11 protein-coding genes are annotated in these 14,165 nt (G+C 58.8%); all 11 read right to left on the bottom strand.

Annotated features, from left to right (window positions below; translation table 11 throughout):
- Positions 1–10: 10 nt before the first annotated feature.
- The 11 genes from zipA to odhB all read right to left on the bottom strand — a co-directional run bounded on the left by zipA (position 11) and on the right by odhB (position 14,162).
- A complete protein-coding gene (zipA, locus tag LWH94_RS04815; protein ID WP_232901433.1) occupies positions 11–1,003 on the bottom strand; it encodes a cell division protein ZipA in 993 nt (330 codons plus the stop codon).
- A gap of 121 nt (positions 1,004–1,124) precedes the next feature.
- Positions 1,125–4,619, bottom strand: a complete 3,495-nt coding sequence (gene smc, locus LWH94_RS04820; RefSeq protein WP_232901434.1) for a chromosome segregation protein SMC — start codon at positions 4,617–4,619, stop codon at positions 1,125–1,127.
- 1 nt (position 4,620) lies between these two features.
- Entirely contained in the window at positions 4,621–5,301 is a 681-nt protein-coding gene (locus LWH94_RS04825) for a GntR family transcriptional regulator (RefSeq protein WP_232901435.1), read from the bottom strand.
- Between the two features lie 127 nt (positions 5,302–5,428).
- The gene (gene rluB, locus LWH94_RS04830; RefSeq protein WP_058340555.1) at positions 5,429–6,391 is read right to left on the bottom strand and encodes a 23S rRNA pseudouridine(2605) synthase RluB; all 963 of its coding nucleotides are present in this window, start codon (positions 6,389–6,391) and stop codon (positions 5,429–5,431) included.
- A 37-nt stretch (positions 6,392–6,428) separates the two neighbouring features.
- Entirely contained in the window at positions 6,429–7,040 is a 612-nt protein-coding gene (scpB, locus tag LWH94_RS04835; protein ID WP_094625074.1) for an SMC-Scp complex subunit ScpB, read from the bottom strand.
- 15 nt (positions 7,041–7,055) lie between these two features.
- On the bottom strand, positions 7,056–7,883 hold the full coding sequence (locus LWH94_RS04840) for a segregation and condensation protein A (RefSeq protein WP_058340553.1): 828 nt from the start codon (positions 7,881–7,883) through the stop codon (positions 7,056–7,058).
- Between the two features lie 36 nt (positions 7,884–7,919).
- A complete protein-coding gene (locus LWH94_RS04845; protein WP_082640904.1) occupies positions 7,920–9,134 on the bottom strand; it encodes a tryptophan--tRNA ligase in 1,215 nt (404 codons plus the stop codon).
- 202 nt (positions 9,135–9,336) lie between these two features.
- Positions 9,337–10,209, bottom strand: coding sequence for a succinate--CoA ligase subunit alpha (gene sucD, locus LWH94_RS04850; RefSeq protein WP_058340552.1), 873 nt, complete (start codon positions 10,207–10,209; stop codon positions 9,337–9,339).
- Complete coding sequence (gene sucC / locus LWH94_RS04855; RefSeq protein WP_058340551.1) at positions 10,209–11,375, bottom strand: ADP-forming succinate--CoA ligase subunit beta; 1,167 nt, start codon at positions 11,373–11,375, stop codon at positions 10,209–10,211. Before sucC ends, sucD begins: the two co-directional genes overlap by 1 nt.
- A gap of 94 nt (positions 11,376–11,469) precedes the next feature.
- Positions 11,470–12,912 (bottom strand): dihydrolipoyl dehydrogenase, encoded by a 1,443-nt coding sequence (gene lpdA / locus LWH94_RS04860; protein ID WP_058340550.1) that lies wholly within the window; start codon positions 12,910–12,912, stop codon positions 11,470–11,472.
- A gap of 35 nt (positions 12,913–12,947) precedes the next feature.
- Entirely contained in the window at positions 12,948–14,162 is a 1,215-nt protein-coding gene (gene odhB / locus LWH94_RS04865) for a 2-oxoglutarate dehydrogenase complex dihydrolipoyllysine-residue succinyltransferase (RefSeq protein WP_232901436.1), read from the bottom strand.
- Between the last annotated feature and the right edge of the window lie 3 nt (positions 14,163–14,165).

Genomic DNA, 14,165 nt, shown 5'->3' on the forward strand with positions numbered 1-14,165 from the left:
TGGCTGGGTGTTAGGCCCGATGGGAACGTTGTTTTCGCTCGAATTCACGGATTCGCTGGCGGCAATGCTCGATGGTTTGCGGTGTCATCACACTGCGGCGCTCGTCTTTCAGCTCGCCACCCATGTTGCGGACCACGGTCTGGGCAGTTTCCAGCATGAATTCGAATGCCTGCATGGCGTTTGACGGCCCGGGCAGGCTCATGAAAAAGCTGATACCCGGCGTTTTCATCCCGGGCATGTCCTGCGGCCGGAAGGTGCCCGGCTCTACCGCGTTCGCCACACTGAACTGCACCGGCGTGGTGGTATCGGAGCCTTCGTGGCGATGGTAAATATCCATGTCGCCGTGCTCCAGGCCACAGGCTTCAAACAGCTTTTTCAGGACCGGGCCCGAAAACTCCTCGCCACTGCGGGACAACACGTTGATGACCAGTACTTCCCGGGCTTCCGGGCGGTTGGCACCGGCCAGAGGCTGGTTACCACGGGGTTTCACAGGCTCCCTGCGGGCGGTATCTTCTTCCACCTCGGAGGTGACAACCGGAGGCTCCTGCTCCTTGACCGGCCGTGACGGCTGGCGCACTTCCGGTTGTGGCTCAGGGGCGGGTTCGGGCTCCGGCTCAACCACCGGCTCCGGCTCCGCAAACTCCCGGGGCTGTTCCGGCCGGGACTGCACACGTGTCTGAACAGGTTCTTCGGGCTCATCATCAATGGCACCCCAGCCTGTTTCAGGTTCCACGTCATCGTCATAACCGTCCGGTTCGGAGGTGTCGCGGGTGACATAGCCCCGCTCTTCCAGGTTACCCCGGGAAACTATGCGGGCTCCGCCATTCGGCAGTTCCGGGTTGTATTCGTCATCCAGCGGGGACTCTTTAAGTTCATCGGCACCCATGCCAGAAGAAATCGCCATGGATTCCTTGCGGGCTCGATGCATGCGACGGATACCGTCGACCACGATTACAATAATTACCAGGGTACCTATGGCGATTAACCATTCCCTAAGTGACATAAGCTGCTGTCCTGTTTGCAGTTCGGAACGTTGCTACTCTAAGAAAAGCCCGTAATGAATACAACGCACACCGGGCCCAGATGGCGTTATTGTCATGGTTGGCGGCTTTTTCGCCAACCCGTCAGGCTTCGGCCAGGGCCGCTGCCTCGTCTACGTCTACCGATACCAGTCGCGAACAGCCCGGTTCGTGCATGGTCACCCCCATCAACTGGTCAGCCAGCTCCATAGCGATCTTGTTATGGGTAATGTAGATGAACTGTACCTGTTTGGACATCTCTTTGACCATATTGGCATACCGGCCAACGTTGGCATCATCCAGCGGGGCATCGACCTCATCCAGCATACAGAAAGGCGCCGGGTTGAGCTGGAAAATGGAAAATACCAGGGCAATGGCCGTCAGGGCCTTTTCACCACCGGACAACAGGTGAATGGTACTGTTCTTCTTGCCCGGGGGCCGGGCCATGATGGCGACGCCGGTTTCCAGGAGGTCTTCCCCGGTCAGCTCCAGGTAGGCATTACCTCCCCCGAACACTTTCGGGAACAACGCCTGCAGCCCACCGTTCACCTGGTCAAAAGTTTCCTTGAAACGCTGACGGGTTTCCCGGTCGATCTTGCGGATCGCATTATCCAGGGTTTCCAGCGCTTCCATCAGATCATTGTGCTGCTCATCCAGGTAGTTCTTGCGCTCACCCTGAACCTGGTACTCCTCGATGGCAGCCAGGTTGATGGCCCCGAGCCGCTGGATGCGATTGCCGATCTTTTCCAGCTCTTCGGCCCAGACTTTTTCCTCGGCGTCCTCTGGCAATTGCTCAAGTACCACCTGAAGTTTAACGTCTAACTCTCTGAGTTGTTCAATATAATTTCCAGCGCGAATCTCCAGCGCCTGGGATTCCATCTTTAGCTTTTCGAGCTGTGCACGGACGTCCTGCACCACGTGTTCGGTACGGCTGCGGCCCTGCTCCCGATCCCGCACTTCCCTGTCAATATCTTCCAGGGCATCCCGGGCGGCACCCAGCTTTTCTTCTTCCGCCAGCCGGCGCTCCAGCAGGCCTTCGAGTTGCATTTGCAGGTCTTCCACAGGCTCTTCGGCGGTTTCCCGGGCCTCCCGGAGCACGTCCAGCCGCTCTTCCAGGCGCTCTTTCTGGAGCTGCATCCGGTCGATGGTCTGTTTCAGGCCGTCACGCTGGCTTTGCAGGGTTTGCAGTTGCAGCTGCAGCTGGTGGGTGTGGTCACGATCGTGGCGGGCATCCTGGCGCAGGCGGTCAAGGTTCTCCCTGAGGCTATCCCGCTGTTCCAGCAGGCGTTCTTTTTCTTCATCGGAGTCTTCGCTGGAGGCCAGCGCAATATCCCATTCCTCCCGGGCTTCCAGCAGACTTTCCTGCTGGCCTTCCAGGCTCGCGGTCACTTCTTCAATATCGTCGCGAATGCGGGACAGCCGGGCATCAATCTGCTCTGCCCGGGCTTTCAGGCCGCTGGCGCGGGATGCCAGCGCTGCCAGATCGCGCTCGGTTTCGCTGATTCTGGCCTGGGCTTCTTCCCGGGCGGTCTCTGCCCGTTCGCCCTGCTCCTGCAAAAGTTCCAGCTGTTCGCTAGCGGTTTCTAGCTGTTCTTCGGCTTCCGCCAGCAGGGCTTCAAGCTCGGTGACCTTTTTCTGGCGCTCAATCACGCCCACCTGGCCGGCGTCGGAATCCGGCATCAGTACCCAGTCCCGGGCAACCCAGATCCCTTCACGGGTAATCAGGCTGGCGGCCGGCGCCAGTTGCTCACGGCGCGCGAGTGCATCGGCGGCAGATTCCGCCACATCAATGTTTGCCAGCATGGCATCCAGCGCCGGGACGCCGGATACCCTGGCGGCAAGCCCGGAGCTTTCCGGGCTGCCATGGCCATTTTCCGAAACCACAGCCAGGCCTCTGGGAGCCTGTTCCAGCGCACCCGTCAGCTGATCAAAGCCGGGCAACGAAAGGCCCTGGGTGAACCGGCCTATTACCTGCTCAACCGCAAACTCCCAGCCGTCTTCGATTGCCAGGCGGGTCGCCAGCCGGGGCGCATCGGAAAGGCCGTTATCTGAAAGCCATTGTTGCAGCGCATCGTCCTGGCTGCCCATCTGTTCGTCCAGCAGGGATTGCTGGGACTCCAGGGAAGCCCGCAGGCTTTGCACCCGCTGGCGATGCTCCTGTACCTGATGTTCTGCATCGCGGAGTTTCTGGCGTGCGTTATAAACGTCATCCTGCAGAGACTGAATACGCTCCTGCGCTTCTTCCCGCTGGAGCTCCAGGGTTTCCTGCTGTTCCAGCAGGTCTTCCAGCTCTGCCCGGTCCAGCTGGCCTTCCAGTAGCTCGTTCTCGTCGTGCAGTTTCTGTTTGCGGTTGCGCAGCTGCTCGATGGCATCTTCCAGCGAACGGATGCGGGACTGGGCAAGCTCCGCCTGGCGGCGAGCATCGGCGGATCGGGTGCTGAATTCATCCCAGCGATGCTGCCAGTCGCTCATGGCATCCTCGGCCTGCTGGAGCTTCTCGCCGGATTCCTCGGCCCGGATAGCCAGGCTCTCCTGCTCGGGCTCCAGCATATCCAGTTCTTCCTGGATGCCCGCCAGCTTGTCTTCGTCCTGTTCCAGCTCCCGGGCCAGTTCCCGCTGGTTGGCCATGGCCTGGTCCAACTCGGCAGCGGTCTGGCGGCTGCGTTCCCGTTGGTGTTCGATGCTCTGCTCAATACGGGCAATATCCGCGCCGGCTTCGTAGTAGCGGGCCTGAGCTCGGTTAAAGTGTTCGGTGCGTTCGTGGTGGGCTTCCCGCAGGGATTCCAGGGAGGTTTCCAGGTTCACCCGCTCGGTCAGGAGTTTTTCAAGCTCCAGCTCGGTATCGCGGATCTTGCCACGCGAGGTTTGCAGGTCGTTATCCAGGGCCTTCCAGCGCAGTACGGTAAGTTCCGCTTTTTTCTGGCGCTCTTCCTGCTTGTAGGTTTTGTACTTTTCCGCTGCAGCCGCCTGTCGCTCCAGGTGCTGCAATTGCCGGCCAAGCTCTTCCCGCAGGTCGGTCAGCCGGTCGAGGTTTTCCTGGGTACGCTTGATGCGGTTTTCGGTTTCCCGGCGGCGTTCCTTGTACTTGGAAATTCCGGCCGCTTCTTCGATGTAGACACGCAATTCCTCCGGCTTGGCTTCGATCAACCGGGAAATCATACCCTGTTCGATGATGGCGTAGCTTCGCGGCCCCAGGCCGGTGCCCAGAAACAGGTCTGTAATGTCTCGACGGCGGCACTTGGAGCCATTGAGAAAGTATTCGGACTGGCCTTCCCGGGATACCCGTCGTTTTACCGAAATTTCGTTGAATTTGACGAACTCGCCCGGCGCCTTACCCTCGGTGTTATCAAACACCAGCTCGATGGAAGCCTGCCCCACCGGCTTGCGGGCGCTGGAGCCGTTGAAGATAACGTCTGTCATGGATTCGCCCCGCAGGTACTTTGCGGAGCTCTCGCCCATTACCCAGCGAACGGCGTCAATGATGTTGGATTTGCCACAACCGTTCGGCCCCACTACCGCCGTCATATTCGACGGGAACGGTACGGTGGTTGGATCAACAAAGGATTTGAAACCGGCCAGTTTAATGGACTTGAGCCGCATGTCAGGCGTTCTCCTCCGTGAGAATGCTCAGTACCTGTTGGCGCTGGTGTTCACCGAAGTCCTGGATAACCTTCTGCAGGCGCTCGGCATCACCGGCTACGGCCGCATCGGCCAGGTTTCGGAAGAAGGTGCCGGTTTCGGCAATTTCACTGCGGAAATGATCCAGCGCTACGTAGTAGGTACGGCTGATGGCGGGCCGGAAGTTTTCCAGGGTTTCTTCCAGAAACGGGTTTTCAACCAGGCTGTAGGCGTAGCGCATGACGCCAAAACCGGCCTCGATCACCCGTTCGGCAGCGTCTGGCGCCTGGGAGTTCAGGGCGCCGATCACCGCCTGCATCTCCCGTACCTGGCTCATGACGCCGCCAAGCTCGTCGCCGGACCAGCGTTCCAGCACCTTGCGCCCGAGCATGCATAGCAGGTCGATGTAGATGTCGTAGAGGGCATTCACAGAGGCCGGGGTCAGGTCAGACACCACGGCACCTCGGCGCGGGTAGATTTCCACCAGGTGCCGGCGCTCGAGAATCAGCAACGCCTCCCGCACGGAGCCACGGCTGACGTTCAGCTCTCCGGCTACCTTGAGCTCCTGAATGCGCTCGCCGGGCTTGAGATCCCGGATAACGATTCTCTGGCCAATATGCTGGGCGATCTGTTCGGAAAGACTTTCCGGTGCCTGAAATCTCATAGACCTGATGCTCACCTCTGCCAACGCGGGACAATCAAACGCAGGAGTTTATCACAGGCTTTTGCCGGCCCCACCCCCTTGTCGGACATTTTGATTGCCGGCAGACAGGGGCGGGACCGTTGAGGGGTCAGCTACGGGGTTTACGTTGGGGACGGGCCGGGGCGGAATCAGAGACCTGCCAGCTGCCTTTGCGGGCACGCTGCAGCGATTTACCCGGGCTCTTGCGGCGCCTCCGATCGTGTTCAGCCTGTTCTCCAGGCGTTTTCTGGGGAATGCTCACCGGTGCCAGGTCGACCGTGCGACTCAGGGTATCGACCGCTTTCTGGTCCAACTCTTCCCATTTGCCCAGGGTCAGACGGCTGGGCAGGAAGATCGGCCCGTAACGGACACGCTTCAGGCGGCTTACCCGCACACCCTGAGATTCCCACAGGCGGCGCACTTCCCGGTTGCGACCTTCCAGCAGGGTTACATGGAACCAACGGTTCATGCCGCTGCCACCGGCGGGCGCGATATCGGAGAACTTGGCCATGCCATCTTCCAGCAACACACCTTCCCGCAAGCGCTCCAGCATGGCGTCGTCTACTTCGCCAAACACCCGCACCGCGTATTCACGGTCAATCTGGCGGGACGGGTGCATCAGCCGGTTAGCCAGTTCACCGTCGGTGGTGAACAGCACCAGTCCGGTGGTGTTGATATCCAGGCGGCCAATGGAAATCCAGCGCTGATCTTTCAGCCGTGGCAGCCGGTCAAATACCGTCGGGCGGCCTTCCGGATCTTTACGGCTGGTCACTTCGCCTTCGGGCTTGTTGTAGATCAGCACCCGGCGAACCACCTGGGCGGCCGAGCTTACGTCCAGAACCTTGCCGTCCAGTTCGAAGGAGTCGTCAATGGTGGCTTTCTGCCCGGGCTGTGCCGGCTGGCCGTTGACCAGCAGGCGGCCGGACTCCATCCAGCCCTCGATTTCCCGGCGTGATCCGGCACCGGCACGGGCCAGGAGTTTCTGAATGCGCTCCGGGCCTTCACTCAGGGCCTGGTCGCCGCGGGCCGGTTTCTTTGCTGCGCCTGGTTTTCCGGGGCTAGATGCCGCCATGTATTACATCCTTACTGAATAGCTGATGCCGCTGGCATCAGTGAAGTGTCTGGTCGGGCGCATCGAGTTCGATTTCGCCCTGCATATTGCGTTCTATCTCCCGGCCGATCTCTTCGAGATCCCGCACTTCCGACAACGGAGGCAACTCATCGAGCCCGGTCAGGTTGAAATAATCAAGAAATTGTCGGGTGGTGGCATACATGGCCGGCCTGCCCGGCACATCGCGATGGCCCACTACCCGCACCCACTCTCGCTCAAGCAGGGTGCGAATGATATTGCTGCTTACCGTAACGCCACGGATTTCTTCAATCTCGCCCCGGGTAATCGGTTGCCGGTAGGCAATCAGTGCCAGGGTTTCCAGCAACGCCCGGGAATACCGCTGGGGCTTTTCCTCGAACAGCCGGCCAACCCAGGGCGCAAACTCTTCCCTCACCTGCAACCGGTAACCGCTGGCAACTTTCTTCAGCTCGAATCCGCGGCCTTCACAGGACTGCTCCAGCAGCACCAGCACATGCTCCATAACCTGCCGGGCCGGACGATCGCCTTCGTCGAACAGCTCCCGGAGCTGATCCAGCGACAGGGGCTTTCCGGCGGCCAGCAGGGCGGCCTCGGTAATACAACGAATGCGGTCCAACTGTTCTTCGTTCATGGTTCCGGATATCCCTTAGCTGGCAGCACGGGCGCGCACGTGAATGGACCCGAGAACCTCTGCCTGCACAATTTCAATCAGCTGTTCCTTGACCAGTTCCAGCGTCGCCAGAAAGGTTACCACCACACCAAGCCGGCCTTCTTCGATGGTGAACAGGCTTTCGAAGGTCACGAACCGGTCTCCCTGAAGGCTGGCCAGGATATGGGACATGCGTTCCCGGGTAGACAGCCGTTCCCTCTCCACATGGTGGCTGGTAAACAGGTCGGCCCGTTGCAGTACGCCACGCAGCGCCAGCAGAAGCTCCCTCATATCGACATCCGGGTGCGGCTGGGACGACGGCAGCTTCGGCAGTGCGGCAGAACCGGCAAAGGTGTCCCGCTCCATGCGGGGCATTTCGTCGATATCTTCTGCCGCCTGCTTGAACCGCTCGTATTGCTGCAGCCGGCGGATCAGCTCTGCCCTCGGATCGACATCATCCTCATCGTCAGTTTCCTGGCGAGGCAGCAGCATCCGGGACTTGATCTCCGCCAGGGTGGCGGCCATTACCAGGTACTCCGCCGCCAGTTCGAAGCGCATGGCTTCCACGGCACCGATGTAATCCATGTACTGCCGGGTGATTTCGCTGACGTCGATATCCAGAATGTTCATGTTCTGGCGGCGAATCAGGTACAACAGTAAATCCAGGGGCCCCTCAAAGGCCTCCAGGAAAACCGCCAGTGCATCCGGTGGAATGTAGAGATCTTTCGGCAGGTCGACCAGGGGCTTGCCGGACACCCGTGCAAGGGGCTCCTGCACCGGGGTATCCGCCGGGGCGTCAGCTAATTCCGTGCTTTCGTCCGTCATACCTTTTCACCTCTGGTCGGGGTTGCCCGGCCTGGCTCAGCGGTAACTGAGCCCCATGGCCGCGCGGACTTCCTCAAGGGTATCGCGGGCCGCATCACGGGCCTGCTCACGCCCTTCTTCAAGGATGGAGCGAACCAGGTCCGGATTGCCCTCATACTCCCTGGCCCGGTCGTGCAGCGGTTTCTGCTCTTCGATAATGGAATCGATCAGCGGTTTCTTACAATCCAGGCAGCCAATACCGGCACTGCGGCAGCCTTCCTGTACCCACTGGCAGGTCTTCTCGTCTGAGTACACCTTGTGCATGCCCCAAACCGGGCACTTCTCCGGTTCGCCAGGGTCGGTACGGCGCACCCGCTGCGGGTCGGTCTGCATGGTGCGAATTTTCTGAGCCACGCTGTCCGGCTCTTCCCGCAGGCCGATGTAGTTGTTGTACGACTTGGACATCTTCTGTCCGTCCAGCCCCGGCATCTTGGATTCCGGGGTCAGCAGCGGCTGGGGCTCAGGCAGAATCACCTTGCCGCCACCTTCAATGTAGCCATAAAGCCGCTCGCGATCGCCCAGGGAAATATTCTGCTGCTCTTTCAACAGTGCCCGGGCAGTTTCCAGGGCTTCTACATCGCCCTCTTCCTGGTAACGTTTCTTCAGGTTGCGGTAAAGCTTGGCGTTCTTCTTGCCCATCTTGACGATGGCCGCTTCCGAAAGCTCTTCGAAGTTGGGCTCCCGACCGTAGATATGGTTAAAGCGACGGGCGATTTCCCGGGTAATCTCGACATGGGAAAGCTGGTCGGCCCCCACAGGCACCTTGCCGGCACGATACATCAGGATGTCGGAGGACATCAGCAGCGGATAGCCCAGGAAGCCGTAGGTGGCCAGGTCTTTTTCCCGCAGCTTCTCCTGCTGTTCTTTGTAAGTCGGAACCCTTTCCAGCCAGCCCAGCGGAGTGATCATGGACAACAGCAGGTTGAGTTCTGCGTGCTCCGGCACCTGGGACTGGATAAACATGGTGGAGGAACCGGGGTTAACGCCAGCGGCCAGCCAGTCGATAACCATGTCCCAAACACTTTGCTCGATACCGGAGGTGTCGTCGTACTGGGTGGTCAAGGCATGCCAGTCTGCAACGAAGAAGAAGCACTCATACTCGTGCTGGAGCTTGACCCAGTTTTTCAGCACACCGTGGTAGTGGCCGAGGTGCAGCTTGCCGGTCGGACGCATGCCGGACAACACTCTTTGCTGGGAATCGACAGAACTCAAAGCACGAACTCCTTCTTTCTGTTTATAAAGTGCCCGTTTCGGCCAGAATACATACGGCCACGGAAAACGGGCTGACCGGGCATTATAGACGCAACACTGCCCTGCGTTAAGCAAAGCGAATCAAAAGCCTGGCAACATAACGCAAAACCCCCGGAATTCTCGCGAATCCGGGGGTTTTGTTAAAGGCTTGAAACCGGACTGATTACCAGCCAGTCACTTCCTTCAGGGCCTTGCCGATTTCGGCCAGGCTGCGCACGGTTTTAACGCCGGCGTCTTCCAGGGCGGCAAACTTCTCGTCTGCAGTACCCTTACCACCAGAGATGATGGCGCCCGCGTGGCCCATACGCTTGCCTGGAGGTGCAGTAACACCGGCAATGTAGGAAACCACCGGCTTGGTTACGTTCTCTTTGATGAACGCAGCCGCTTCTTCTTCGGCAGTACCACCGATCTCACCGATCATTACGATAGCTTCGGTTTCCGGATCTTCCTGCAGCAGGGCCAGAATATCGATGAAGTTGGAGCCAGGAATCGGGTCACCACCGATACCGATACAAGTAGACTGGCCAAAGCCGTAGTCAGTAGTCTGCTTCACGGCTTCGTAAGTCAGGGTGCCGGAGCGGGATACGATGCCAACCTTACCCTTCTTGTGGATATGGCCAGGCATGATGCCGATCTTGCACTCGTCCGGAGTGATTACACCCGGGCAGTTCGGACCAATCATGCGAACGCCGGCACGATCAACGTATTCCTTGGCGTACAGCATGTCGATGGTCGGGATGCCTTCAGTGATACATACGATCAGCTTGATGCCGGCATCGGCTGCTTCAATGATGGCGTCTTTACAGAACGGAGCCGGTACGTAGATAACGGTAGCTTCTGCACCGGTCTTTTCTACAGCGTCACGAACGGTATTGAACACCGGCAGACCCAGGTGCTCGGTACCGCCCTTACCCGGGCTTACACCGCCAACCATCTTGGTGCCGTAGGCAATGGCTTGCTCAGAGTGGAAAGTACCCTGTGCGCCGGTAAAGCCCTGGCAGATAACCTTGGTGTCTTTGTTGATCAGGATGCTCATTATTTACCCCCTGCGGCTTTAACGACTTGCTCTGCGGCATCCGCCAGGCTGGTGGCGGCGATGATGTTCAGGCCACTTTCAGCCAGAACCTTGGCGCCCAGGTCAGCGTTGTTGCCTTCCAGACGAACCACAACCGGCACTTTAACGCCTACTTCTTTAACGGCACCGATGATGCCTTCAGCGATCATGTCGCAGCGAACGATACCACCGAAGATGTTAACCAGAACGGCTTGCACTGCGTCGTCAGACAGGATGATCTTGAACGCTTCAGTAACGCGCTCTTTGGTCGCGCCGCCACCTACGTCCAGGAAGTTGGCAGGCTGGCCGCCGGCGAGCTTGATGATGTCCATGGTACCCATGGCCAGGCCCGCACCGTTAACCATACAACCGATGTTGCCTTCCAGGGCTACGTAGTTCAGTTCCCACTTGGCCGCTTCGGCTTCACGGGCGTCTTCCTGGGAAGGATCGCGCATGTCGTGGATTTTCTTCTGACGGTACAGGGCGTTGCCGTCTACACCGAGCTTGGCGTCCAGGCAGTGCAGGTCGCCAGCCGGAGTGATAACCAGCGGGTTGATCTCAACCAGAGCCAGGTCACACTCTTCAAACAGCTTGGCCAGGCCCAGGAAAATCTTGGTGAACTGACCGATCTGCTTGCCTTCCAGACCCAGTTTGAATGCCAGCTCGCGGCCCTGGTAAGGCTGAGCGCCTACCAGCGGATCGATTTCGGCCTTCAGGATCTTTTCAGGAGTTTCTTCGGCAACTTTCTCGATTTCCACGCCGCCTTCAGTAGAGGCCATGAAAACGATACGACGGGTGCCACGGTCAACAACCGCGCCCAGGTACAGCTCCTGGTCGATGTCGGTGAGGGATTCAACCAGAATCTTGCTGACCGGCTGGCCGTTTTCGTCAGTCTGGTAAGTTACCAGGTTTTTGCCCAGCCAGTTCTGTGCGAAGGCACGGATTTCTTCTTTGTCTTTAACCAGCTTTACACCGCCGGCCTTACCACGGCCACCAGCGTGAACCTGTGCTTTGACAACCCATGCGTCACCGCCAATTTCAGTGGCAGCGTCTACAGCTTCTTGAGGAGTATCGCAGGCGATGCCCTGGGATACCGGCAGGCCATATTCAGCGAAAAGCTGTTTGCCCTGATATTCGTGCAAATTCATAGTTAATGTCCCGTCTTTAGATGGATGATAACCACGTACGGAGAGTAACCGGCAGCGGGGCGCCAAAAGGCGCCCCGCTCAATCCGATAACGAATTACTTCTTCTTGCGACGGTTGGCGACGTGAATCGCTCCACCGGCAACGGCCAAGGCCGCTTCATGCACTGACTCGGACAGAGTCGGGTGCGCGAAACAGGTCAGGGCCAGATCTTCGGCACTGGAACCGAATTCCATGGCGATCACGCCCTGGGCAACGATTTCAGAAGCCTGAGGGCCAACTACGTGGAAGCCCAGAATGCGGTCGGTCTTCGCGTCTGCGATGATCTTGACCATACCACCCGTGGCGTTTGCCGCCATGGCACGACCGTTGGCCGCAAACGGGAAAGTACCCACGTTGTATTCTTCACCTTCAGCTTTCAGCTGCTCTTCGGTCTTGCCAACCCAGGCAACTTCCGGCGCGGTGTAGATTACGTTGGGGATGCAGTCGTAATTGACCTGCGGCTTGTGGCCTGCGATACGCTCGGCAACCATAACGCCTTCTTCAGACGCTTTGTGTGCCAGCATCGGACCACGAACGATGTCACCTACGGCCCATACGCCCGGTGCTTCGGTTTTGCAGTTGTCGTCTACAAAGATGAAGCCGCGCTCATCCATGGTTACGCCGGAATCTTCAGCCAGCGCACCATCGGTGTACGGACGACGGCCAACAGCGACAATCAGTTTGTCGAACTTGGCTTCCTGCTTGCCCTTGGAGTCTTCGTAGTTCACGTAAACCAGCTTGCGCTTCACTTCAGCACCGGTCATGCGGGCACCGGTAATGATGTTCAGGCCCTGCTTCTTGAACTGCTTCAGAGCATCCTTGGCAACCTGCTGGTCAACAACCGGCAGGAAAGTATCCTGGGCTTCGATCACGGTAACTTCGGCACCCAGGCGAGCCCAGACACTACCCAGTTCCAGGCCGATGACGCCAGCACCGATGATGCCCAGACGCTTGGGAACTTCGGTAAATTCCAGCGCGCCTTCGGAATCGACGATGTAATCACCGTCAAACGGAGCCGGCGGGATTTCGATCGGCTTGGAGCCGGTCGCCAGGATCACGTTGTCGGCTTCGTAGGTCTTGGTGTTGCCGTCTTTATCGGTCACTTCAACCTTGCGGCCGGCAAGCAGCTTGCCGTGGCCGTGGATCGGGGTTACACCGTTAGCCTTGAACAGACCGGCGATACCACCGGTCAGCTGCTTAACGATGCCATCCTTACGCTCCATCATCTTGGCAACGTCAATATCAACGCTCTTGGCCAGGATACCCATGGACTCGTAGTCGTGGCTTGCTTCCTCGAACTTGTGAGTCACTTCCAGCAGTGCCTTGGACGGGATACAGCCCACGTTCAGGCAGGTGCCGCCCAGAACCTGGCTTTTGCCGTCTTTGCCGGTCCAGGATTCTACACAGGCAGTCTTCAGACCCAGCTGAGCAGCCTTGATGGCGGCCACATAACCGCCGGGGCCTGCGCCAATGACAATAACGTCGAATTTATCGGACATAATCTTTCCTGTTATCGAATTCGTTGAGTGTCAGCTTACACGTCCAGCAGGATACGGGCCGGGTCTTCCAGCATTTCCTTGATCGCAACCAGGAACTGCACCGCTTCCTTACCGTCGATCATACGGTGGTCGTATGACAGCGCGAGGTACATCATCGGCAGGATTTCAACCTTGCCGTTCACCGCCATCGGGCGCTCCTGGATCTTGTGCATGCCCAGAATCGCAGTCTGCGGCGGGTTCAGGATCGGTGTGGAGATCAGGGAACCGAAAATACCACCGTTGGTGATGGTGAAGGTGCCGCCGGTCATCTCTTCGATGCCCAGCTTGCCGTCTTTCGCCTTGGTGCCGTACTCGACAATCTTCTTCTCGATGTCGGCCAGGCCCATGGCGTCGGTGTCACGCAGAACCGGTACAACCAGGCCACGGTCAGTAGATACGGCTACGCCTACGTCCTGGTAACCGTGGTAAACCATGTCGTTACCATCGATGGACGCGTTAACAGCCGGGAAGCGCTTCAGGGCTTCGGTCGCTGCCTTGGTGAAGAAAGACATGAAGCCAAGCTTGATGCCGTGGCGCTTCACAAAGCTTTCCTGGTACTGCTTGCGCAGTTCCATGATCGGAGCCATGTTCACTTCGTTGAACGTGGTCAGCATAGCGGCGGTCTGCTGGGCATCCACCAGGCGCTTGGCGATGCTGGCACGCAGGCGGGTCATCGGAACACGCTTCTCAGCGCGCTCGCCCTGGGCAACTTCCAGCGCCGGAGCAGCGGCCGGCTTGGCGGCGGCAGAACCAGAAGATTTGTTGCTGTCTACGTGGTTCTGAACGTCTTCCTTGGTAACACGACCGTCTTTACCGGTGCCCTTTACAGCAGCCGGATCAACGTTGTTCTCTTCGGCCAGCTTGCGGGCAGCCGGGCTCAGGATAGCGTCGCCGGAGGAAGCAGCGGCTTCTTCCTTGGGCGCTTCGGCCTTGGCTTCCGGCTTGCTTTCAGCAGGCTTGGACTCGCCTGCGGCGCCTTCCTTGAATCGGCCGATCACTTCACCGCTTTCGCAGGTGTCGCCTTCGCCTTTAACAATTTCTTCAATCACACCATCAGCCGGTGCAACCACTTCAAGCACAACCTTGTCGGTTTCAATATCGACAATCAGCTCGTCACGGGAGCAGGCTTCGCCAGGCTGCTTGTGCCAGGTCGCGACGGTGCCTTCGGCAACCGACTCAGGGAAAACGGGGGCTTTAATCTCAGTTGACATTAC

Origin of the sequence: Marinobacter sp. G11 (assembly GCF_021282325.1) — a bacterium.
GTDB lineage: Bacteria > Pseudomonadota > Gammaproteobacteria > Pseudomonadales > Oleiphilaceae > Marinobacter > Marinobacter vinifirmus.

Bases quoted from the DNA above. Each gene is read 5' to 3' on its own strand.
- zipA (WP_232901433.1), bottom strand. From the start codon at position 1,003: ATGTCACTTAGGGAATGGTTAATCGCCATAGGTACCCTGGTAATTATT.
- smc (WP_232901434.1), bottom strand. From the start codon at position 4,619: ATGCGGCTCAAGTCCATTAAACTGGCCGGTTTCAAATCCTTTGTTGAT.
- LWH94_RS04825 (WP_232901435.1), bottom strand. From the start codon at position 5,301: ATGAGATTTCAGGCACCGGAAAGTCTTTCCGAACAGATCGCCCAGCAT.
- rluB (WP_058340555.1), bottom strand. From the start codon at position 6,391: ATGGCGGCATCTAGCCCCGGAAAACCAGGCGCAGCAAAGAAACCGGCC.
- scpB (WP_094625074.1), bottom strand. From the start codon at position 7,040: ATGAACGAAGAACAGTTGGACCGCATTCGTTGTATTACCGAGGCCGCC.
- LWH94_RS04840 (WP_058340553.1), bottom strand. From the start codon at position 7,883: ATGACGGACGAAAGCACGGAATTAGCTGACGCCCCGGCGGATACCCCG.
- sucD (WP_058340552.1), bottom strand. From the start codon at position 10,209: ATGAGCATCCTGATCAACAAAGACACCAAGGTTATCTGCCAGGGCTTT.
- sucC (WP_058340551.1), bottom strand. From the start codon at position 11,375: ATGAATTTGCACGAATATCAGGGCAAACAGCTTTTCGCTGAATATGGC.
- lpdA (WP_058340550.1), bottom strand. From the start codon at position 12,912: ATGTCCGATAAATTCGACGTTATTGTCATTGGCGCAGGCCCCGGCGGT.
- odhB (WP_232901436.1), bottom strand. From the start codon at position 14,162: ATGTCAACTGAGATTAAAGCCCCCGTTTTCCCTGAGTCGGTTGCCGAA.